19 protein-coding genes are annotated in these 22,029 nt (G+C 71.4%); 8 read left to right on the top strand and 11 right to left on the bottom strand.

Translation table 11 applies throughout. The features are described 5' to 3' along the window. Window positions 1-87: 87 nt before the first annotated feature. From ACIGXX_RS40155 to ACIGXX_RS40165, 3 genes are read left to right on the top strand one after another with little or no spacing between them, the layout of a single operon-like run. On the top strand, window positions 88-1,065 hold the full coding sequence (locus ACIGXX_RS40155; RefSeq protein WP_351170789.1) for a glycosyltransferase family 2 protein: 978 nt from the start codon (window positions 88-90) through the stop codon (window positions 1,063-1,065). Next, the gene (locus ACIGXX_RS40160) at window positions 1,065-2,414 is read left to right on the top strand and encodes an alpha-2,8-polysialyltransferase family protein (protein WP_351170792.1); all 1,350 of its coding nucleotides are present in this window, start codon (window positions 1,065-1,067) and stop codon (window positions 2,412-2,414) included. Before ACIGXX_RS40155 ends, ACIGXX_RS40160 begins: the two co-directional genes overlap by 1 nt. Continuing rightward, complete coding sequence (locus ACIGXX_RS40165; RefSeq protein WP_351170795.1) at window positions 2,411-3,565, top strand: acyltransferase; 1,155 nt, start codon at window positions 2,411-2,413, stop codon at window positions 3,563-3,565. The genes ACIGXX_RS40160 and ACIGXX_RS40165 overlap by 4 nt, the downstream gene beginning before the upstream one ends. Here the strand turns inward: ACIGXX_RS40165 and ACIGXX_RS40170 are convergent. Beyond that, window positions 3,549-4,232 (bottom strand): TetR/AcrR family transcriptional regulator C-terminal domain-containing protein, encoded by a 684-nt coding sequence (locus tag ACIGXX_RS40170; protein WP_383820509.1) that lies wholly within the window; start codon window positions 4,230-4,232, stop codon window positions 3,549-3,551. The genes ACIGXX_RS40165 and ACIGXX_RS40170 overlap by 17 nt on opposite strands. A gap of 29 nt (window positions 4,233-4,261) precedes the next feature. Here ACIGXX_RS40170 and ACIGXX_RS40175 point away from each other — a divergent pair, with 29 nt between their 5' ends. Then, complete coding sequence (locus tag ACIGXX_RS40175) at window positions 4,262-5,722, top strand: FAD-dependent oxidoreductase (RefSeq protein ID WP_399983518.1); 1,461 nt, start codon at window positions 4,262-4,264, stop codon at window positions 5,720-5,722. Between the two features lie 33 nt (window positions 5,723-5,755). Next, window positions 5,756-6,220 carry a MarR family winged helix-turn-helix transcriptional regulator gene (locus ACIGXX_RS40180; protein WP_351170804.1) on the top strand — a complete coding sequence of 155 codons (465 nt, stop codon included), beginning with the start codon at window positions 5,756-5,758 and terminating at the stop codon, window positions 6,218-6,220. Window positions 6,221-6,235: 15 nt separating this feature from the next. On the opposite strand, the gene leuE is transcribed toward ACIGXX_RS40180, so the two are convergent. Both leuE and ACIGXX_RS40190 read right to left on the bottom strand, forming a co-directional pair. Beyond that, entirely contained in the window at window positions 6,236-6,889 is a 654-nt protein-coding gene (gene leuE / locus ACIGXX_RS40185) for a leucine efflux protein LeuE (protein ID WP_399983522.1), read from the bottom strand. A 123-nt stretch (window positions 6,890-7,012) separates the two neighbouring features. Next, entirely contained in the window at window positions 7,013-8,593 is a 1,581-nt protein-coding gene (locus tag ACIGXX_RS40190; protein ID WP_361471926.1) for a methylmalonyl-CoA mutase family protein, read from the bottom strand. A gap of 133 nt (window positions 8,594-8,726) precedes the next feature. On the opposite strand from ACIGXX_RS40190, the gene ACIGXX_RS40195 reads away from it, so the two are divergent. Further along, on the top strand, window positions 8,727-9,608 hold the full coding sequence (locus ACIGXX_RS40195) for a L,D-transpeptidase family protein (protein WP_399983527.1): 882 nt from the start codon (window positions 8,727-8,729) through the stop codon (window positions 9,606-9,608). Between the two features lie 241 nt (window positions 9,609-9,849). On the opposite strand, the gene ACIGXX_RS40200 is transcribed toward ACIGXX_RS40195, so the two are convergent. The 4 genes from ACIGXX_RS40200 to ACIGXX_RS40215 all read right to left on the bottom strand — a co-directional run bounded on the left by ACIGXX_RS40200 (window position 9,850) and on the right by ACIGXX_RS40215 (window position 13,988). Then, entirely contained in the window at window positions 9,850-10,920 is a 1,071-nt protein-coding gene (locus tag ACIGXX_RS40200) for a hypothetical protein (protein ID WP_399983529.1), read from the bottom strand. Beyond that, window positions 10,920-11,585, bottom strand: coding sequence for an RNA polymerase sigma factor (locus ACIGXX_RS40205; protein WP_351170819.1), 666 nt, complete (start codon window positions 11,583-11,585; stop codon window positions 10,920-10,922). The genes ACIGXX_RS40200 and ACIGXX_RS40205 overlap by 1 nt, the downstream gene beginning before the upstream one ends. A gap of 851 nt (window positions 11,586-12,436) precedes the next feature. Further along, window positions 12,437-13,024 (bottom strand): RNA polymerase sigma factor, encoded by a 588-nt coding sequence (locus tag ACIGXX_RS40210; RefSeq protein WP_351172858.1) that lies wholly within the window; start codon window positions 13,022-13,024, stop codon window positions 12,437-12,439. Window positions 13,025-13,142: 118 nt separating this feature from the next. After that, complete coding sequence (locus ACIGXX_RS40215) at window positions 13,143-13,988, bottom strand: hypothetical protein (RefSeq protein WP_366462359.1); 846 nt, start codon at window positions 13,986-13,988, stop codon at window positions 13,143-13,145. Between the two features lie 261 nt (window positions 13,989-14,249). On the opposite strand from ACIGXX_RS40215, the gene ACIGXX_RS40220 reads away from it, so the two are divergent. Further along, window positions 14,250-17,015 (top strand): FG-GAP-like repeat-containing protein, encoded by a 2,766-nt coding sequence (locus ACIGXX_RS40220; protein WP_399983533.1) that lies wholly within the window; start codon window positions 14,250-14,252, stop codon window positions 17,013-17,015. A gap of 45 nt (window positions 17,016-17,060) precedes the next feature. On the opposite strand, the gene ACIGXX_RS40225 is transcribed toward ACIGXX_RS40220, so the two are convergent. From ACIGXX_RS40225 to ACIGXX_RS40240, 4 genes are all read right to left on the bottom strand, one after another. Further along, a complete protein-coding gene (locus ACIGXX_RS40225; protein WP_361468589.1) occupies window positions 17,061-17,936 on the bottom strand; it encodes a hypothetical protein in 876 nt (291 codons plus the stop codon). Window positions 17,937-18,225: 289 nt separating this feature from the next. Continuing rightward, window positions 18,226-18,804, bottom strand: coding sequence for a hypothetical protein (locus ACIGXX_RS40230; RefSeq protein ID WP_351172875.1), 579 nt, complete (start codon window positions 18,802-18,804; stop codon window positions 18,226-18,228). A gap of 76 nt (window positions 18,805-18,880) precedes the next feature. Next, window positions 18,881-19,387: a hypothetical protein gene (locus tag ACIGXX_RS40235; protein WP_351172847.1), complete on the bottom strand. Its 507-nt coding sequence runs from the start codon at window positions 19,385-19,387 to the stop codon at window positions 18,881-18,883. A gap of 202 nt (window positions 19,388-19,589) precedes the next feature. After that, entirely contained in the window at window positions 19,590-21,197 is a 1,608-nt protein-coding gene (locus ACIGXX_RS40240; RefSeq protein WP_351172844.1) for a glycoside hydrolase family 20 protein, read from the bottom strand. Window positions 21,198-21,445: 248 nt separating this feature from the next. Here ACIGXX_RS40240 and ACIGXX_RS40245 point away from each other — a divergent pair, with 248 nt between their 5' ends. Next, window positions 21,446-21,997: a 2-oxo-4-hydroxy-4-carboxy-5-ureidoimidazoline decarboxylase gene (locus ACIGXX_RS40245; RefSeq protein ID WP_351172841.1), complete on the top strand. Its 552-nt coding sequence runs from the start codon at window positions 21,446-21,448 to the stop codon at window positions 21,995-21,997. The last annotated feature ends 32 nt before the right edge of the window (window positions 21,998-22,029 follow it).

Raw genomic sequence — 22,029 nt, forward strand, 5'->3', positions numbered from 1 at the left:
CCGGTTAACCATTCCGCCATGCGTCGTTCACCTGACATCTCACCTTCGGCCAAGACGAATGCCGGGCCGACACCTAACGTCACCCACGTGGTTAAGCTCTCCGTCATCGTGCCGTTCTACAACGTGCAGCAATACGCGCCCGACACCTTGAGGAGTCTGCGAGCGAACGCACGCGAAGACTTCGAATTCATTCTCGTCGACGACTGTTCGAAGGATGAGACTCCAGAAATCCTGGAGCGTGCCGCGCGCGAGCTGCCCGGCGCCGTCCATCTCAGACATGAGACGAACGGCGGTCTGGCGACCGCCCGCAACACGGGCCTTGACGCGGCGCGCGGCGAGTACCTCACCTTCCTGGACGGTGACGACTGGCTCGCTCCCGGTTACTACGCGCAACTCGTCGCCGCCATCGAGCAGTTGGGCTGCGACTTCGTGCGGACCGACCATGTGCAGTGCACCGCTCGGGCCCGCTCCGTCCACCGGGTCCCGCACGGCAGGCGCGGCGTCGTCATGCCGCCGCGGGACGTCATCCTGCCCGCCGACCGGTCGACGTCCGTCGACTACGCCTACGCCTGGGCGGGCATCTACCACCGGCGCCTGGCCGACCAGGGCCTGCTCCACTTCACGGACGGTCTGCGCACCGCGGAGGACCGGCCGTGGATCTGGCGGCTGCACCGCGAGGCGGAATCCTTCGCCGCGGTGGGGCTGCTCGGCGTCTTCTACCGGCGCGGGGTCGCGTCGTCACTGACGCAGATCGGTGACGTACGCCAGCTCGATTTCATCCGGGCATTCGACCAGGTGGTCCGGGAAACGGCAGAGGACCGCGACGCGGACAAACTCCTGCCGAAGGCCGTCCGTACTTACTGCGCGATCATTTCCCACCATCTGGGATCCATCGAAAGGTTCGAGCCACAAGTGGCGCGGAAATTGAAGTCACTGAGTGCGGCCGCCCTGAAGCGGATGCCGCAGGGCGTTCTCGACGACGCCCTCGACTCCATGGACATACAGCGGGCGACCCGTCTTCGCCGGCTGCGCCGGCGCCCGGTGTCGGCGGAGGTGGCCGCGTAATGGCGACGACGCAGATCTTCCTGGCGTCCACGCTGTACGGCACCGCGACGCTGGCCGCCGCGATCGACGCCGACCGCTTCGGCCCGGCCGACCGGCGGCTGCTGCTCATCAGCAACAACGCGGCGACGCCGGAGACGACGGTCGCCGTGGACGAGATGCCGGGCTTCGAGCGCCTGCGGGACCGCTTCGACGACGTACGGTCCTGGAACGAGGCCATCTCCCCTTTCCATCCGGGCGGTTGGGCCCCCCGGATGGACGACGTCCCGCTGTGGGAGCGGTACATCCGGCTCCTGTGGGACCTCGGTGACGACGACATCGAGCTGGCCGTCGAGTCGATCCAGGTCAACCCGGCCCTGGCCCTGACGCAGATCTTCACGGGCGCGCCCGTGGACGTCTACGCGGACGGACTGATGAGTTACGGCCCGACCCGCAACAAGCTCGACCCGCTGGTCGGCACGCGGGTGCGCCGCCTCCTCCACCTGGACCTGGTGCCGGGTCTGACCCCGCTGCTCCTGACCGAGTTCGACGTCGAGCCGGAGATCGTGCCGACCGAGGCGTTCGTGAAGGTGCTCGGCCGCCTGGCCGACGGCGAGAACGACCTGCCGGACCTGCACGAACCCGCCCTGCTCCTGGGCCAGTACCTCTCCGCCCTCTCCATCCTGACCGCCGAGGAAGAGGAGGAGCTGCATGTGCGCATGGTGCGCGGCGCCGCCGAACTCGGCCATACCCGCGTGGTGTTCAAACCGCACCCGACGGCCCCGGCGCGCTGGTCGCGGATGTTGGAGAAGGAGGCGGAGGCGATCGGCGTGGAGCTGACCGTCCTCGACTCGCCGGTCCTGGCCGAGGTCCTCTACCAGCGGATGCGTCCCGCGCTCGTCATCGGCTGCTTCTCGACCGCGCTGCTCACGGCCTCCGCGCTCTACAACCTGCCGGTCGCCCGCACCGGCACGGAGACGCTCCTGGAGCGGCTCGCGCCCTACCAGAACAGCAACCGGGTCCCGGTCACCATCGTGGACGCGCTGATCCCCGACCTCGCCGACAAGAGCGCGGTCACCGGACGGCAGCCGGGCATGCCCGCCGCCGACCTGGGCGAGCTGCTCGTCGCCGTCGGCTTCGCCATGCAGCCGCAGATCTACCCGCGCCGGCGCGGGGCGGCCGAGCGGTACCTCTCGACGCATCTGACCCCGCACACCTGGCGCTACTTCAAGCGGCGCCGCCTGACGGCCCTGGCGCTGCCCGGAGCGGTGCCCTCGCAGCTCTCGTTCATCCCGCGCAACGCGGCCGTACGCCGGGTCGCGCGCCGCGCCCGCTCGGTCCAGCGCTCCATCAAGCGGACCGCACTCGGATGACCTCTCCCGGAACCACGCTCCCGCAGGCATCGCCGGGGCCGGACACCACCGACGCCCTCACGCGCACGATTCCGGCCGCCCCGGCCGCCAAGCGCGCGCGACCCCGCCTCAGAGCGCTCGACGGGCTGCGGCTCATCGCGGCCCTGATGGTCGCGGCCTACCACTACGGCGGCCGTGACGGCGAGATCACCGAGGCGTGGGGCAGCTCGCCGCGGCTCCAGTTCCCCACCGCGCACAGCTGGTTCGCGTACGGCTGCCTCGGCGTGCAGGTCTTCTTCGTGATCAGCGGCTTCGTGATCTGCATGAGCGGCTGGGGGCGTCCGCTGCGCGCGTTCTTCGCGTCCCGCGCCTCGCGTCTCTTCCCCTCGTACTGGGCCGCGATCATCCTGGTGACGGCGGTGTTCGCCCTGCCCGTGGTGGCGTACGAGGCGGTCTCACCGAGCGACGCCCTGGTGAACCTGACCATGCTCCAGCAGCCGCTGGGCGTGGACCGGGTGCTCGGGGTCTGCTGGACGCTCTGGGCCGAGCTGCGCTTCTACGCGCTGTTCGCCCTCTGCGTCGTCCTGCCGGGCGCGAACCGGGCCCGCGTGATCCTGTTCTGCGCGGTGTGGACCCTGGCCGCGGTCGTCGCGGAGGGCGCGAACGAGCCGCTGCTCGACCTCGTCCTCATGCCCGAGTACGCGCCCTTCTTCATCGGCGGCATCGGCATCTACCTCGTCCACCGCGACCGCAAGGACCTCACGGCCTGGGGCATCGTGGGCGTGAGCTGGCTGATCGGCCAGCACTACGCGGTCGATCGCCTGTGGCACGCCCCGAACCCGGACTTCTTCTCCTACCGCACGTCCTTCGGCATCATCGCGGTCGTGACGGCGGGCTTCGCCGCGGTGCTCCTGATCGCGCTCGGCGCCCTGCACCGGGTCGACTGGCAGTGGCTGACGGTGGCGGGAGCCCTGACGTACCCGTTCTACCTGGTGCACGAGCACCTGGGCTGGGTGACGGTGGGCGCGCTGCACCGGGGCCTCGGCCTCCCGTCGTACGCGACCTTCGGCCTGACCGTCGCGGCGATGCTGCTGCTCGCGTGGCTGCTGAACCGTTTCGTGGAGGAGCGGCTCACGCCGCTGATCCGGAACGGGCTCATGACCCGGAAGTGACCGTCGGCCCGGAAGTGACCGTCATCGTCGCCCCGATCCCGGCGACCACCGCGGCGAGGCCCTTCTCGAACCCCGCGTCGAAGTCACGGAACATCTCGTCGCCCGCGGCCGCCGCGAGCGGAAACGCGGAAAGGCGCTCCGCGCGGGCCGCCAGGTCGTAGCCGCCCTCCTCCTTGACGGGGTCGGGGCCCATGGACTGCTCCTCGATCACGTAGCCGATCGTGTAGCTGTACACCGTGAACCAGGCGCGGGCCGCGCCGCCGGGGGTGAAGCCCCCGTCGGTGAGTCTGCGCAGGTGGGCCTCCATGGGGGCGGCGTACGACAGGTCGGTGAAGTGCGTGCCGCTGTAGACCTTCGCGCCGTCGCGGTACATCAGCAGGTGCCGCCGCAGGCCCCGCATCGCGGCGGCCAGGGTCTGGGACCAGTCGGCGCCCGGCATCTCGTCCGCCGCGAAATCCTCGTTCATGCGCCGCAGCATGACCGTCGCCATCTCGTCGAGCAGCGCCTGCTTGTCCTTGAAGTGCCAGTACAAAGCGGGCGCCTTGACGTCCAGCTCCTTGGCGATGGCGCGCAGCGAGAGCCCGTCGAGGCCCGTCTCGTTCAGGAGCCTCAGGGCGGTGCTCGCGACGCGGGTGCGGTCCAGGGGTGTCGTAGCCACCTTGACAATTTAACACCGTTAAGCGCAGGCTCTGACCCATGGAACTTAACAGCGTTAAGGACAGCCCTGCCGTGGCTGTCACGACCGACGTACTCGTCGTGGGCGCCGGGCCCACCGGGCTGACCCTCGCCTGCGACCTCGCACGGCGCGGTGTCGGCGCCCTCGTCGTCGAGCGGGCCGACACCCTCTTCCCCGGCTCCCGCGGCAAGGGCATCCAGCCCCGCACCCAGGAGGTCTTCGACGACCTCGGCATCATCGGGGCGGCCGAGGCCGCGGGCGGCCCCTACCCGGTCGGCATGGTCTGGCAGGACGGCGAGCGGCAGGGCGAGCACCGGATGTTCGAGGAGATCCAGCCGACACTGGACGCCCCCTACGACCGGCCGCTCATGCTCCCCCAGTGGCGCACGCAGGAGATCCTGCACGCCCGCCTGCGTGAACTCGGCGGCGCCGAGGTCGAGTTCGGCGCCGCGCTGACCGGCCTCGCCCAGGACGAGGGCGGCGTCACCGCACGCCTCGCGGACGGCAGGACCGTCCGCGCGGCCTACGCCGTGGCGGCCGACGGCGGCCGTTCGACCGTGCGCGCGGCGCTCGGCATCGGCATGACGGGCGAGAGCGTCGACCCGAACCCGATCCTGGTCGCCGACGTCCGCATCCCCACCCTGGACCGCGACAACTGGCACATGTTCCCGCCCACCGCCGAGGGCGCGGGCTTCCTGGCGCTCTGCCCGCTGTCGGGCACGCCGGACTTCCAGCTGACGGCCCAGTTCCCGGCCGGGACCGCCCCCGACACCTCGCTCGACGGCGTACGCGAGGTCGTCGCCGCGCGGACGCATCTGACCGCCGACGAGGTGACCGAGGTGCGCTGGGCCTCCGACTTCCGGCCGCGCGCGGCGCTCGCCGACCGGTTCCGCGAGGGACGCGTGTTCCTGGCCGGGGACGCGGCGCACGTGCATTCACCGGCGGGCGGGCAGGGCCTGAACACCAGCGTGCAGGACGCGTACAACCTGGGCTGGAAGCTGGGCGCGGTCCTGCGGGGCGGCGCACCCGCGGCCCTCCTCGACACGTACGAGGCCGAGCGGCTGCCCAACGCCGCGCGGATGCTGGGCCTGTCCACCCGCATCCACCGGGGCGAGGAGCGGCGCGGGGCGGCCACGCGCCAGCTGGGTCTTGGCTACCGGGACAGCTCCCTGTCGGTGGAGACCCGGACCGGCCTCCCGGAGGAGGCGCTGCGGGCGGGCGACCGGGCGCCGGACGGGCCGTGCGGCGCGGGGCGGCTGTTCGACGCGTTCAGGGGCCCGCACTGCACGCTCCTCGCGGTCGGCACGGACGCGGAACTCCCGCCGCTGGACGAGGAGTTGGTGCACGTCCGGCGCATCGACGCCTACGCGCCCTACGGCAAGGGCCTCTTCCTGGTGCGCCCCGACGGGTACGTCGGCTGGGCGGGCGAGGACGCGACGGGCCTGACGGAGTACTTCAGACTGATCCACGAAGGCAGTTGACCTCAAGCAAACTTGAGGTTCTACCTTCTGGGCATGGACACTTTCACGTACTCCCACAGCGACGAAGACCTCATCACCCAGCCCATCGGCTACTGGGCATCGGCCGCCGGTGAGGCCGTCGTCCACCACATCCGCACCATGCTCGCCGAGTTCGGGCTCACGCAGCCCGAGTGGTGGATCCTGAACCAGATCGTCGCCGACGACGGACGCGACAAGGCGGCCGTCGTGGCCACCCTGCGCGGCTACCTGAACGTGGGCGACGGTTCCCTGGAGCACGACATCCGCGCACTGAGCGAGCGCGGCCTGCTCACCGAGAGCGCCGACGGGCGCCTTCGCATCACCGACGAGGGCCGCGCGCTCCGGGACGACGCCGCCGCGCGCCAGGAGAAGACCCGCGCGCAGATCCACGCGGGCATCCCGGACGAGGAGTACGTCCGCACCCTCAAGGTGCTCCAGCGGATGATCCACAACGTGGGCGGATCAGCCTGGCACCACTGAGCCCGGCCCCTGAGCTCACCCGCCGGCGAGCGACAGCTTCGCCGCGAAACCGAGGAACAGCGCGCCCGCCGCCGAGGTGGCTCCCGCCGAGAGCCGCCTGCGGCGGCGGAACGCGGCCGACAGCCTGGTGCCGCTGAATATCAGGGCGGTGAGGTAGAGGACGCTCGCCACCTGGGCGAAGGCGCCGAGCACGAGGAAGGAGAGCGCGGGGTAGGCGTACCCCGGATCGACGAACTGCACGAAGAAGGCGATGAAGAAGAGGATCGCCTTCGGGTTGAGCAGGCTGATCACCAACGCCCTGCGGAACGGCCGCTCCGCGGCGGCTCCCGCCTCCGCGCCCTCCTGCTCGGCGACCGGCTCGCGCCGCGTCCGCCACATGGCCACCGCGGCCCGCAGCATCCCGAACGCGAGCCAGGTCAGATACCCCGCACCGGCGTACTTCACGATCCCGAAGAGCACGGCATTGGCCTGTAGCAAGGAAGCCACACCTGCCGCCGACAGCGTCATCAGGACCGCGTCGCCGCACCACACGCCCGCCGCGGCCGTATAGCCGGTGCGTACGCCCTTGCGCGCGGCCACGGAGAGCACGTACAGCGAGTTCGGCCCCGGCAGCAGAATGATCAGGGCGAGGCCCGCGAGATAGGTCGGAAGATCGGTGACACCCAGCATGGGGCGGAGTCTCGCACGCGCGTACGACATAGCGGATGCGGTGTCCGCACATCGGACACCGCATCTCCCCTCAGGACCTCAGGACCTCAAGATCTCAAGACCTCAGGCCGGAATGTCGGGGCCTCAGAACGCGTCCGTCGGCACGTACGCCCCCCACACCTCCCGCAGCGCGTCGCACACCTCGCCCACCGTCGCCCGCGCCCGCAGCGCGTCCTTCATCGGGTAGAGGACATTGGCGTCCCCCTTCGCCGCCTTCCGGAGCTCCGAGAGCGCCGCGTCCACCGCCGCCTGGTCGCGCTCCGCCCGCAGACTCGCGAGGCGGGCCGCCTGCCGGGCCTCGATGGCGGGGTCCACGCGGAGGGGTTCGTAGGGCTCCTCCTCGTCCAGCTGGAAGCGGTTGACGCCGACCACGACGCGTTCGCCGGAGTCGGTCTCCTGGGCGATGCGGTAGGCGCTGCGCTCGATCTCGTTCTTCTGGAAGCCGTTCTCGATGGCGGCCACCGCGCCGCCCATGTCCTCGACGCGCTCCATGAGTTCGAGGGCCGCGGCCTCGACGTCGTCCGTCATCCTCTCGACGACGTACGACCCGGCGAACGGGTCGACCGTGGCCGTCACGTCCGTCTCGTACGCCAGGACCTGCTGGGTGCGCAGGGCCAGGCGCGCGCTCTTGTCGGTCGGCAGCGCGATCGCCTCGTCGAAGGAGTTCGTGTGCAGCGACTGGGTGCCGCCGAGCACCGCGCCGAGGCCCTGGACCGCGACCCGCACGAGGTTCACCTCGGGCTGCTGGGCGGTGAGCTGGACGCCGGCCGTCTGCGTGTGGAAGCGCAGCATCAGGGACTTCGGGTTCTTCGCGCCGAACTCGTCGCGCATCACGCGGGCCCAGATCCTGCGTGCGGCACGGAACTTGGCGACCTCCTCCAGGAGCGTCGTACGCGCCACGAAGAAGAAGGACAGGCGCGGCGCGAAGTCGTCCACGTCCATGCCCGCGGCGACCGCCGTGCGGACGTACTCGATGCCGTCGGCGAGGGTGAAGGCGATCTCCTGCGCGGGCGTCGCGCCCGCCTCGGCCATGTGATAGCCGGAGATGGAGATGGTGTTCCACTTCGGGATCTCGGCCCGGCAGTACTTGAAGATGTCCGCGACCAGGCGCAGCGACGGCTTGGGCGGGAAGATGTACGTGCCGCGCGCGATGTACTCCTTCAGGATGTCGTTCTGGATCGTGCCCGTCAGCTCGCCCGCGTCGACGCCCTGTTCCTCGGCGACCAGTTGGTACATCAGGAGCAGCAGGGCGGCCGGGGCGTTGATCGTCATCGAGGTCGACACCTTGTCCAGCGGGATGCCGCCGAACAGGACCCGCATGTCGTCGATCGAGTCGATCGCGACCCCCACCTTGCCGACCTCGCCGCTCGCGATCGGCGCGTCGCTGTCGTGGCCCATCTGCGTGGGCAGGTCGAAGGCGACGGACAGCCCCGCCGTGCCGTTCGCGATCAGCTGCTTGTAGCGGGCGTTCGACTCGACGGCCGTGCCGAAGCCCGCGTACTGGCGCATCGTCCAGGGGCGGCCGGTGTACATCGACGGGTACACGCCGCGCGTGTACGGATACGCGCCGGGAGCGCCCAGCTTCGTCGCGGGATCCCAGCCGTCGAGATCCTCCGGGCCGTACACGGGCTCGACGGGCAGCCCGGACTCCGACTCACGCGCCATCGCTCTGTGCCTCCTGCCGGAGATGCTTCTCCGTTACCTGTCCGGTATGGCGGTCCCACTCCAGCATGGGGCAACGTTCAGGGGTGGTCACTCGCGGGGAACACTCCCGGCGAGTCCGGTGAGCGGTCGAGCGATGGCGGGGGTCATTGTGCGCAAAGGTGCGATAGCCGTGGGGGCAGTATTCGCGGTCGCCCTGGTCGGCGGGTGCAAGGCGCAGGCCGACGGTGCGAACGGGCAGGATCAGCCGATCCGGATCTCCCCCACGAAGACGAAGCAGGGCGACCCTGATACGGCGTCCGGGAAGCCGGAGGGGACATCGGAGGGAACCTCGGAGGGGACATCGGACGGGAAACCGGCACAGGAACCGGCCCCCAAGCCGGCCCCCAAGACCTTGCTCGCCCCCGGCCAGCGCGGCGACCAGGTGCGGGAACTCCAGGCCCGGCTCCGGCAGATCCAGTGGATCTACGCGGACCCCACGGCCACGTACGACGACTCCACGGCCGCCGCGGTCAGGGGTTTCCAGGAGAAGCGCGGTCTGCCGGGCACGGGCACGACGGACACGGTGACCTGGCAGCGGCTGCTCGGCATGACGCGCGAGCCGACGAAGTACGAGCTCTACTCCGGGGGCGGCATCCCGCCGTCCAAGCCCGCCAAGGCCTGCCTGACCGGCCGCGCCCTGTGCATCAGCAAGGAGAGCCGCACGCTGACCTGGATGATCGACGGCAAGGTCGTGTCGACGATGGACGTGCGCTTCGGCTCGCAGTACACGCCCACGCGCGACGGCACGTTCACCGTCTACTGGAAGTCCCGCCACCACGTCTCGACGCTGTACGACAGCTCCATGCCGTACGCGCTGTTCTTCAGCGGCGGCCAGGCCGTGCACTACTCGACGGACTTCGCGGCGACCGGCTACAACGGCGCTTCGCACGGCTGCGTGAACGTACGGGACGAGAAGAAGATCGCGAGTCTGTTCGCGCAGGTCAAGAACGGCGACAAGGTCGTCGTCTACAAGTAGTCCGCCACCAGTGGTCCGCCACCTGCGGTGAGCCACGAGCGGTCCGCGCTCGGGCGGTGGGGAGATTAATCAGCGTGGGCGGGATCGGGGGAACGTCTCCCGCCCACGCTGGTGGCACTGAGCCAAAGGTACGGGGGGAACCCCTGGCTCGTGCGCGGGCCGATGACCAGTCGGCTCACTTCTTACTGCGCCGCTGCCTCAAAAAACGTCACACCCGCGGCAAACGGGGTTTCCGAGCAGGTCAGGACCTCGACGGCACGGGCCGCGCACTGTACGAGGCGGTCGGGGTCGGCGCCGGGTGCGACACCGAGGGGACCACGATCGGCGGGACGGGGCTGCTGCCGCCGTTGCCCCAGTGGTCGTTGCCGCCGCCGGACGATCCGTCGCCCTTGTCGGAGTCGCCGCCCTTGCCGCCGTCGTCGTCACTGCCGCCGCTGCCGCTGTTGCCGCTGTTGCCGCCACCGCCGCTGTTCTCGCGGTCGCCGCCCGATCCGTCCAGGACGCGGCCGCAGAACTCGGTCACCCGGCGCGGTCCCTTGGCTGCCTCCTCCAGGCGGCGCCTCTTCTCGCCCTGGAGTTCACCGCTGCGGTAGTCGCGGCAGGCGGAGACGACCTTGCGGTACCAGTCGCCGGCCTCGTCCTCGCGCTGCGGATCGCCGGAGCCGGGCTGCGCGGTGCCCGTGCCGCCCTTGGACGCGTCCTCGGTCTCCTCGGCGTCCTTCGGCGGCGCGCTGCTGCTGCCGGGGGTGCGCGCGGGGTCATCCGGGGTGGTCGTCGCGTCGTCGGGCTCCACGTCCGGAGTGCCGCTCTTCCCGCCCGAGGGGGAGGTGAGCGGCTCGGGGGACGCGACGGACGACGCGGAGGCCGCGGGGCCCGGCGGTTCCCGGTCACCGAACGGCGAGGGGAGCACGCCCGTACCGGCCGCGACGGCGACTCCGCCGATCATGCAGCCGGCGAACACGGCGGCGAGACCGTAGCGCAGGGGGCGGGCCCAGCGTGCGGGGCGCCGGGGCGCGGCCGAGCGCCCGATATGCACCGTCTCGCCCGCTCCCACGCGCGTAGAAGCGGTTCGTGCCTTAGGGCCGCGAGCCTCCCGGAACGCCGCGAGCGCAGCTGCTTCACCAGGGAGTTCGGAGGAAACGTCGGCGGGTACGACGGAGCCCGCGCGGTCGTCCGCTGCCAGTGCAGCCAAGGCTTTGGCCAGTTGTGCGGCTTGCTCCTGCGCGTGATCGTCGGTGCCGTCGATGGACTCACCGCTCAGCAAACGCTCCGCCGCGTCGCGGTCCAGCCACCTGTAGTCCTCGTCGGCCATCACATGTCCTTCTGCGCCCGGGAACGCGAATGCGTCACACCGGCGGACGTCACCGTGCGCCCGCGCGGCTCCCTCTGCGGCGGTACGGCGTCCAGCGCGCCCTCGCTCGGCGGGCCGTCCGCGCCGAGCAGTTCCGCGAGCCGCTTCAGGCCGCGGTGCGCGGCGGTGCGGACCGCGCCGGGGCGCTTGCCCAGCGTCTGGGCCGCGCTCTTGGCGTCGAGGCCGACGACCACCCTGAGCACGACGGCTTCCGCCTGGTCCTGCGGGAGCTGGGCTATCAGGGCGAGGGCGTCGCCGGTGGCGAGGGACTCCATCGCCTCGTCCGCGGTGTCCGCCTCGCCCGGCTTCCCGGTGAGCTCGGTCTCGTCGCCGCCTATCGCCGGGCGGCGGCCCCGCATACGTATGTGATCGAGCGCGCGGTTGCGCGCTATGCGTGCGGCCCAGCCGCGGAACCGGTCCGCGTCGCCGCTGAAGCGGTCGAGGTCCCGGGCTATCTGCAGCCAGGCCTCGGACGCGACGTCCTCCGCGTCCGGGTCTCCGACCAGCGTGCGTACGTAGCCGAGCAGCCGCGGGTGCACGGCGCGGTACACAGTCCGGAACGCGGTCTCGTCCCCGTCCTGCGCCGCAAGCACCGCGGCGGTCAGTTCCGCGTCGTCCCCCAGCACAACTACTCCCTATGCGCCTACACCGGTCGCGGTCCTGCCCCCGCAGCCTGGCGCGAAGCAGCACGCTACGGGCTGAAGTGGGCCCGCGTCCATGTTTGGTACAACGTGCAACTAGCGCGTGACAGAACGCGGTGTGACAGAAAACGCACGCGCGGCGCTGAAGGGAGTACGGGCCGCGTGCGGTCCGTCCGCGTGACGGCCGGGGTCTCTCCTGTGGGGGGTGGCGACCCCGGCCGCTCACCTTGGCAGGGGCCTACCGGAAGTTCCCCCCGAGGCTCCGCCCCCACCGGGGTTGGTCCCCGACCCCCTCAACTATTGGCACCGCCCATTCCGTCTGCGGGTCGACTGTGGCTGCTCGCGCAGTTCCCCGCGCCCCTAACGGGACGCCCCGTCAGGGGCGCGGGGAACGGCGCGGCCAACCCCCACACACGCGCACCCAAGAGCGGACCGAAAGCGGGCAAGGGGCGCGGGGAACGGCGCGAGCAACCCCCGCACACCCGCACCCAAGAACGGACCGAAAGCCGGTAAAGGGGCGCGGGGAACTGCGCGGCCAACCCTCACCCACCCGCACCCGAGAACCAACCGAAAGCCGGTGAAGGGGCGCGAGGAACTGCGCGAGCAACCCCCACACACCCGCAGCCGGAATCAACGCCAGTCGTCCCGAGGGCGCGGAGCCCCCGCCGAAGTCCCCGCCCGGCGGGCCAGACGGAACGCCGCGACAGCCCTCCGCTGCGCCTCAGCGTCAACCCCCTCGGCCCGCATCGCCTCCGCGAGAAGCGCAGCAAGGGGCTCACCGGAATCCACCCACGGCTCCCGCGGCTCCCCCGCCCCCCGCGGCCCCCGCGGCCCCCTCACCCCGACTCCCCCAACCGCTCCGCAAGCCGCTTGAGCCCCCGGTAAGAAGCAGTCCGCACCGCCCCGGGGCGCTTGCCAAGCACCCGTGCCGCCGCCGACGCGTCCAGGCCAACGACGACCCGCAACAGCACCGCCTCCGCCTGGTCCCGCGGCAGCCCGGCGATCAGCGCGAGGGCCTGGTCCGTGGAGATCGACTCCAGCGCCTGCTCCGACGTGCTGTGCGGCCCGGGAATCTCCAGCATGTCCTGTTCGAGGGCGGACGGCCGCGGCCGGACCTTCTGGCGCCGCAGGTGGTCCAGAGCCCGGTGGCGCGCGATGGTCGCCGTCCAGCCGCGGAACCCCGCCCCGTCGCCGCGGAACCGCCCCAGATCGCGGGCTATCTCCAGCCAGGCCTCGGCCGCGATGTCCTCCGCGGTCTCGCCGTCGCGGCCGACCAGACCCCGCAGATAGCCGATGAGCCCCGGCTGCACCAGGCGGTACGCGGCAGCGAAAGCCGCCTCGTCGCCCTCCTGTGCCCGCGCGACCGCGGCGCCCAGCTCCTCGTCCCGCGCCCGTGCGCGACGGGGTTCCCCTCCTCGGCCCACGCTTTCCCATCCGTACCGATACGACACAGCTCACCGTGTCCATGCCCCCACGCTGAGCTGCGCCAGGCCGCACAGAAATGTCACAGGCGCGGACGGCAGAGGCCTCAGCCCCGAACCCTCAGACCTCGAACAGCGAGCCCCCGCCGACACCCATGCCGAGCGCCCCGGGGTCCAGGACCAGGGACGGGTCGGGGACGTGCGCGGCGACCGGCTTGTCGTAGTCGGACATGCGCATCTCCATCTGCTCGTCGCCCCGCGTCTGCGTCATGCCGACGATGTACGGCTTGTCGCCCGCCGCCAGATAGGCCGTCATGTCGTGCCCGTTGTCCGTCGTGGCGAGCGGGGTGACCTTCTCCCCGTGCCACCGCCGGTCCGGCAGGGCCCGCGCGTCCTCCATGTCGGAGGGCGAGCCGCCGCCCAGCTGCCCCAGCACCTTGTCGAGATCGCACATGTTCGCCGGTGAGGCGACCCCCGAACCCCCTGATCCTCCCGCGCCCCCTGAGCCTCCCGAGCCTCCCGAGCCCGAACTCCCGCCGCTCTTCGGCAGCTTCAGGTACTTGCCGCGCGCCAGCGCCGTCCGCTCCCTGGCCTGCGCCGCGATCTGCGGCCCGCGCGACACGGCGGCGTCCCGGATCGCGTCGAGCGACTCGTCCGAGAACCGGATGTACGCGTCCCCGCCCCCGACCATGACCAACTCGCCCTGCTGCATGGGCCCCGAGTCGAAGGTGCCCGTGCAGTTGCTCGCGCGGTCCAGGTGCACGGAGACCTCCCGGTGCCCCTTGGGGGAGTTCATCTCGACCCCGATGCGCAGCGAATCGGCTTCCCTGAGCAGCCCCATGGCCTCCGCGGCGAGCCGCCCGCCCCGCACCTCGTCGGCGGGCTTCGCCGGTGCCTTCGGCGTCCGCTCGACCAGCCCCTCGTAGACCTTCCCCCCGCCACCACCGCAGGACGCGAGCGCTCCCATCACGAGACAGCAGGCGACTCCCCGCGCCCACCGGCGTCTCTTCCCCACCACAGAAACCACGTCCCCCACCCGCACTCGTCCGCACTCCTCGTTCACAGCTGTCACGTGGTCCAGCGCAATGCTCAGTGCATATGTCACACCCCGGGAGTGCGGGATACGTCACGTCACATTTCGCCCACCGCCGTACAACCGTTTTCGCCGGCAGGCAGTCGTACGGACTCGCTTTGGTCAACCCGGTTGAACCGGCAATTCCGCTAAGGGGTGGGGCATTTGAGCCCGCGCAAACCGCGCGAAGCAGCGCGAACCACGCACGCGTACCGGCCGCTGAGTCTCAAGCGCAGGGCGTGGCTGACCATCGGGGCCGTCGTCCTTGGCGGCGCGGGGGCCGTCACGTACGCGATGGCGGACTCCTCGACCGGCGATCAGCCGGGCGACGTCGCACGCGGCAAGCGGCCGGTGAGCGTGCACGACATCGCGCTCAAGGCCGACGGCGCCAAGGAGAGGGAGCTGCCGCGCACGTCGACGGAGCAGTTCTCGCTGCTCGGCGTCTCGTGGACCGGCGTGACGAAGGAGCTCGAGGGCACGGCCCAGGTCCGTACGCGTTCCGTCGAGAGCGCCAAGTGGACGGGCTGGCAGCACCTGGACCTGGAGCTGCACCTGCCCGAGAAGGCCGAGGCGGGCATGCGGGCCGCGTCCGAGCCGCTGTGGGTCGGCCCGTCGGACGGCGTGGAGGTCCGCGTGGTCGCGGCGGACGGCACCACAAGTGCCGCACTGCCCAAGGGACTTGAGGTCAATCTCGTGGACCCGGGCGTGACCGCCAAGGAGGCGAAGAACCCGGCGCTCGACGGTTCGGCGATGGCGCCCGTGGCGTACGCCGACGAGACCGTGCCGCCGAACTCGCCCGAGCCGAGCGAGCCGGCGTCGCCCGTACCGTCGGAGGCCCCTTCGGAGGCGCCCACGTCGCCGGAGCCCACCGACCCGGGCACCGAGCCGCCCGCGTCCCCCACCCCGTCGGACCCCGCGTCCCCTGACCCGGAGCCCACGGTTCCGCCGGCGCCGGAGTCCACCGTCACCAAGCCGCCGATGATCAGCAGGGCGGCGTGGGGCGCGGACGAGTCGCAGGTCGAGGACCCGCCGGAGTACATAGACAAGGTCAAGGCGGTCTTCGTCCACCACACGGTCGGCACGAACGACTACAGCTGCGCCCAGTCGGCGGCCCTGGTCCGCGGCGTCATGACGTACCACGTGGAGACCGAGGGCTGGAACGACCTCGGCTACAACTTCCTCGTGGACAAGTGCGGCCAGGTCTTCGAGGGCCGCGGCGGTGGCACCGACCTGCCGGTGCGCGGCGCGCACACGTACGGCTTCAACGGCGAGTCCGCGGGCATCGCGGTCCTCGGCGACTTCGAGGGCAACGAGAACCCGGCCCCGGGCGAGACGTACAAGAAGGCGGGCAAGCCGACGCGCGCCGCCCTGGAATCGGTCTCCCGGGTCGCGGCCTGGAAGCTGGGCCAGTACGGGGGCGACCCGCAGGGCAAGGCCACGCTGACGGCGGCCGACGACACGGGCGTGTGGAAGAAGGGCGACACCCCGTCGCTCAACACGATCTCGGGCCACCGGGACGGCTTCGCGACCCTCTGCCCCGGCAAGAACCTGTACTCCAAGCTCGGCGAGATCCGCCGCTACGCGGCAAGCGCGGGCCGCAACTCGGCGATCCCCACCACCGACTTCAACAGGGACGGCATCACGGACCTGGTGGCGGGCACGCCGAAGGCCTCGGGCGGCGTCGGCACCCTGACGATCGTCCCCGGCGGCCTGGACGGCCCGGTGGCCGGTTCCAAGAAGACCCTCACCCAGTCGAGCCCCGGAGTCCCCGGCGCCTCAGAGGCGGGCGACAACTGGGCGGCGGCCACGGCCTGGGGCGACATCAACGGCGACGGCCACGCGGACCTGGCGATCGGCGCCCCCGGCGAGGACGACGCCACGAACAAGGACCGCGGCGCGGTCACGATCCTCTACGGTCCGGCCTTCGACTCCGGCACGGACATGCAGCTGGGGGACGACTTCCACTACCCGGGCGCCAAGTTCGGCTCGGCCGTGACGGTCGGCGACTTCAACGCGGACGGCAAGGCGGACGTCTTCGCGGCGGCCACCGGCACCGGCGGCAGCTGGGCGGCGCGCTTCAAGGCGGGCATCGAGGTGGGCGGCGACCTCACGTCGGGCGACGGAGCCATCTCGTACGCCGATGCGGCGTCCGGCGACTTCAACCGTGACGGCTACGCGGACGTGGCCCTGAACTACCGCGACCAGTCGGGCGTCGGCCGCGTCCAGTGGTTCAAGGGCACCAAGACGGGCCTGAGCAGGGTCGGTTCGCTGACGGTCAAGGGCGGCCGCTCGCTGGCCGTGGGCGACGTGAACGGCAACGGCTACGACGACCTGGTCATCGGCCAGCCGTACACGGCGGAGTCGGGCGCGTTCGCGGGCGGCCAGGTGACGGTGGTCCCGGGCACGTCGACGGGCTTCACGACGACCGGCATGAAGACGGTCCACCAGGACACGTCCGGAGTCCCGGGCGCCGCCGAGTCGGGCGACGCGATGGGCTGGTCGGTCTCGGCGGGCGACTTCAACCTGGACGGTTACGCGGACGTCCTGGCGGGCGCCCCGAACGAGGACATCACGCGTTCCGGTGCGGCAAGGAAGGACGCGGGCACGTCGCTCCTCCTGAAGGGCTCGTCATCGGGCCTGACGGGCACGGGCGCGCAGGCCTTCTCGCAGGACACGGAGGGCATCACGGGCTCCACGGAGTCGGCGGACCGCTTGGGCTCCTCGGTGCTCCTGACGGACCTGTCGGGCTACGGCCGCGCGGATCTGGCGATCGGCGTGGACGGAGAGGACGAGGGCAACGGCACGATCCTCCAACTGGACAGCGGAGCATCGGGCGTCTCGACGACGGGCGCCGTGTACTACGGCCGTACGCAGCTGGGAACTCCGGCGGCGGCTCACTTGGGCCAACTGCTGACGCCGTAACGGCGGACGGTCCCCGAAACGGTCCTATGCGCCGTGCTGCTCCCCTCAGGTCTGGGGAGCGGCACGGCGCTCGCCGTATGCCGCCCCAGGCCCGCCGCCCCGCCGCAGGGCAGCGCGCACCGCGTCCGCGCCTCGTGCGGCGGTGGCCTCGGGCGGCCCGGCAGTGGTCTCCGCCCGCGCCTGACGGCAGTCGGCGCAGAGGATCTCATCGGCGAGGGGACGGAAGAGACGCGGCTGGACGTGAGCCCCCGCGCACTCCACCATCTGGGAGACGCCCGCGCCTGGAGCGGGCGGTACGTCCAGGGGTGGGACGGTCCGCAACACGTACCGGACGAGTCCGCCGGGGCGGTGAACGGGAGCACCCCGGCTGGGCAGTTGGCGACGGATCTCGTCCTGTACGCCGTCCACGGTGTGCCCGGCGGCCAGCCACTCCTCGGCGAGGGCCGCCAGTTCGGGCAGTATGCCGCGCGGGACGCGAAGGCGGGGGTCCAGCCGGTGCAGGGCGTCGACGGTTCGGTGGGCGTCCGGGGACGGTTGGAGGGTGTTCCCCACGGGGGTTTGATCTGGAAGACGGCCGACGTCCCGACCGGTCGGGGCGCCGACGGCCGGTACGACGTCCACCGGCGCGACCTGCGGCGATCCCTCGCTGACGCGGGCCGCCTCGTCGCGGCCGAGCGGCACGTTCGACACGAGCTGCCGGGTCCGCCACCGCCCACGCTCGACCTGCTCGCGCCACTCGTGGACGTACCCCTCCTCCTTCAACTGCCGCTTGGCGCGCAGGAAGGCGACCTTGCCGATGCCCGCGCTCTGGGCCGTCTTGGACAGCGAATCGGCGGCGTCGGCGGGGAGGGAGAGCTGCCAGGTCAACAGCCGGACGGCGTCGGAGGAGAGCCGGGGATGGCGGATGATTTCGTTGGGCACCTGAGAGAAGAATCGGGCAGGCGCGATAACATGACGAAGCATTTCGGGTGCTCCATTTCGGGTGTTGCACTCGGGGTGAAGGCCCTCGCCACCGGTTGCAGCCGGGGACGGGGGCCGCCTCGTACGCCATGAAGCGCCGTACGAGGCAGCGGTCGAGGTAACGCTACATGAACTCCCGCACACGCAGGGTCACTTCACCCTCCCGCACCTCGGACCCGGCGATCGTCTTCGGCGGACTCACCACCACCCCCTGTTGATCGCGACAGCGAACCGTCCGCCCCGCGAAAAGCTAGACCCTGCTCCCCCGCTCCCGTCGCGAGACCACCGCCCGCAGGACGCGCCGGCCCTCGATCGACACCTCCAGCGCCTGGCGCAACGCCCCTGCGCCCGCGCCCTGGTTGGCCAGCAGTTCCAGGATGCGCACCTGGCGCCGCAGCTCCGCGGCGACCAGCGGTGACATTCCGTCCGTACGGCCCTCGCGCCGCGCGCTCAGGGACGGCGGGCCCGCGCCTGCGTCCGGCGCGGTGTCGAGCAGCCGGTGGATCTGCAGCGCGGCGACCGAGCAGGCGTCGGCCCACTCCCGCAGCTCGGCGGCGGAACGCGTGGAGGGCACGGCGCCGAGCATGCGGTAGGCGAGGGTGATGGCCTCGTCGGCGGTGGAGTCCTCCAGGACGTCGGCACCGCCGAGCCGCGCCCGGACCTCGGCGAGCGCCACGTCCCAGGAACCGCCCTCCGCGAGGCTGCCCCACAGCGGGCGCAGCACCTCGTCACCGCCGCCGAGAAGCGGCACACACCGGTCGAGGCAGGCGAGACCGCTCGCCGCCAAGCCCCTGGTGTCGGCTTCGGCGATCAGCTCGACCAGACTCAGACTCGGGCCGCCCATGTCGTACGCCTCCCGTTGCGGACAATGCACGTCCCCTACTGCGTGCGGGCCTCCAGGAACGTCACTGCGGCACCACGCCGAGGCGGTCGAGGAAGCGGAAGAAGAGCTCCTCCGCCGAGGGTTCCGCCGCGGCGTTCAGTACGTCGAGGAGCGGCCCCGCCGTCACCGTCCTGCCCGACTCCGCCGCCCACGTCACCGCCCGGTCGGCCGCGTCGCGCGGTTCGAGGAAGTAGTCGTCCAGGCTCAGGCCGTCGTCGCCGATGTACCCGGCCATCGCCTCGCGGGCCAGGCACGTCGTCCACACGCCGCTCGCGGGGGCCGCCGCCTCGACGACCACGCAGTCGCTGTCCATGACGTAGCCGAAGAGGGCGGGCGAACCCGTCTCCAGGGCCAGGGTGTTCATGTTGCCGACGTCGCGCGTGCCGTCGCCGCCCGGCACCTCCCACACCTGCCAGCCGTCGTCCCGCCGCACGAGAAGGCTGAGCTCGTCCCGCACCCCCGCCACCGCCGCGAGCTCCACGAGCGGCCGTTCGCTCCTGCCCACGACGTAATAACCCCAGTAGCCCATGCTCTCGTCCCCCCGTGGGTCGACTCTGCTCAACTGCGCTCGACGGCTGCGATCGGCTTTGGCCGAATACACCACAGACGTAGGCAAGTTCGCCACCAAAAAGCAGAAAACGGATCTCGCGGACCTCTCCGGCGCGGGACCCGCCCCACGGCCTGCCTCATGGCCTGCCTCCCGGCCCGCCCCACGACCCCCGCCCCACGGCCTACCCCACCTGATCGGCCAGCTTCACGAACTCGTCCCAGGACAGGCCCGGCTTCCGCGCGTCCCACAGCTTCTGGACCGTCGCCCGCAGCGGCATCCGGATTCCCCGCGCCACCTGCTCCTGCGTCTGCGAACCCGCCAGGTCGCACCAGACGGCGAAGGAGCCGCCGAGGATCTGGTCGTCGTACTCGGCGCTCACCGGCTTCGTCCCGCGGATCACCAGCGGCGTCCACTGCTCGTAGATCCGCTGCCCGGTGGGATAGCGGAAGGTGTTGGGCTGGCCGAGGACGTAGTAGAGGTACTCGTCGTTGTAGTTGACGACCTTCCGCCCGTCCTTCAAATACTCGACCGGCTCCCTCGCCCCGATCTCCTTGCCCGTCCAGTACGCGACTTCGAGGTCCTCGTCCGCCTTCTCCACCCCGCCGCGGAAGAAGCCGTCGTTCCAGGCCCTGAGCCCGCGCTCGTAGGGGCGCATGGTCTCGGCCCGGTCGTTGAGCCAGCCGGTCGCGAGGTCCTGGACGCGGGCGCCGGAGCCGTACTTCTCGCGGGCGGCGGACGCCAGCTGCGGATAGCTGGCCTCGGGGTCGCTGACCGTGAGGGCGCGGTACTCGTCGGCGCCGAGGTGCCAGAAGCGCCCCGGGAAGAGATCCGCGTACTCCTCCAGGAGATCGTCGACGATCTCCGCCGCCTGCGGCTTGGAGATGTCGACCGCGCCGCGCGCGGCGACGCCACGGGTGTCGCGGAGCTGGAGCGAGGGGTGCGCGGCGATGACCGCGCCGAGGTGGCCCGGCGAGTCGATCTCGGGCACGACGGTGATGTGGCGGCCGGCCGCGAGCTTGAGGATGCGGCGGACCTGCGCCTTGCTGAGGTGGTCGCGCGAGACGATCTCGGGGTGCGACTTCGACTCGATGCGGAAGGCCTGGTCGTCGGAGAAGTGCAGGCCCATCTCGTTGTACTTGAGGTCGCCGAGCTCGCGGATGCGGTCCTCGATCCACTTGGCGTCGAAGTGCTTGCGCGCGATGTCGATCATGAAGCCGCGCCGGGGCTTGGCGGGCCGGTCGCGCACGACGCCTTCGGGCGCGGCCTTGCCGCCGCGCACCTCCTGCTTCAGGGTGCGGGTCCCGTAGAAGACGCCGGACTCCTCGGGGGCGGTGATCTTCACCCGCTGCCCCTTCACGGAGAGGGAGTACGACTCGTCCCTGCCGTCGGACGTGCCGGACGCCTTGGACTCCTCCGGGGTGAGCGCGAGCTGCACGTCGCCCTCGCGGGGGTCGGCGTCACCGGCGTACTTGAGCTTCAGCTCCCCGGCGAGCAGCTTGCCCTCGTCGGCGAGGTCGCCGTCGGAGACGACCACGCGCCCGCCGTCCTTCGGCTTCCATCCCGGGCCGCGGGCCGCCTTGTGCTCGCGTACGGCGGGGATGGTGGAGGGGGCCTTGGAGAGGGGGTACGACTTCGTGGGCGAGGGGGTCGGGGAGACCGCGGACTTGTTGTCGGAGGGGGGATCGGCGGGCGCGCCGCCGTTCCCGCCGTCGGGCCAGACGGCCACGGTGAGGGCGACGGCTCCGGCGGCGACTGCTGCGGCGGCGATGGCGACGGGGCGGGGGATCATCCAGGGTCTCCTGCCGGGTAGACGGGTGGGTGGGCAGGAGAAATCCGCCGCGCGGCGGCGGCACGAAGAACCCCCCACCGGGCGGCACAGGCGGCAGTCATCCGCCCACGGTAGAGCGGGGCCCGAGGCCACCCCGTCCACCACGCGAAGCGAAACTCTCCCATCCGGGTGAAATTCACGCATCCGTCAGACAGTCCCCACCAAGCCTCGCTAGCGTTACGACAAATCCCCCCACGCGTCCCTCGTCGATGCCCCCTGCCCAGGAGCCCCCGCTGCCCCCGCACAGTTCACCGAGACCCCCGGCGGAGCCGAACCGCACCCCGGAGCAACTGAACACCGCAGAGCCCGGCGCGGCCGAAGCCGCCTTTCTCACCTGCTGCGGCAGCCACCTCTGGGCCCGCAGGCTCGTCGCCCACCGGCCGTATCCCGACCTGGACGCCCTGCTCGCCGCGTCCGACGAAGCGGCGTACGACCTGCCGCTCGCGGACCTCGCCGAGGCTCTGGCCTGCGAACCTCTGCGTCCGGTCATCCCCCGGCAGGGGACCTACAGCGCCGCGGACACCGCCCTGCAGGCCGCGCACGCCGCGTACGAGAGCCGCTTCGGTCACGTCTTCGTGATCTGCCTGGACGACGTCCCGCCGAGTCAGGCGCTGAACCATCTGCTCGCCGGAATCCGGGCCCGTCTGGCCAACGACCCGGAGGAAGAGCGGGTCCTTGCGGCCGAGGAACTGAGGAAGCTCGCACGCGGGCGACTCACCCGACTCGTGCACGACCTGAATAGCCCGTACGTGCCTGTTTGATTGCCTGTTTGATCACACCTGGCTACCCCGCG

Source organism: Streptomyces sp. NPDC055243 (assembly GCF_044544025.1).
Lineage (GTDB): Bacteria > Actinomycetota > Actinomycetes > Streptomycetales > Streptomycetaceae > Streptomyces.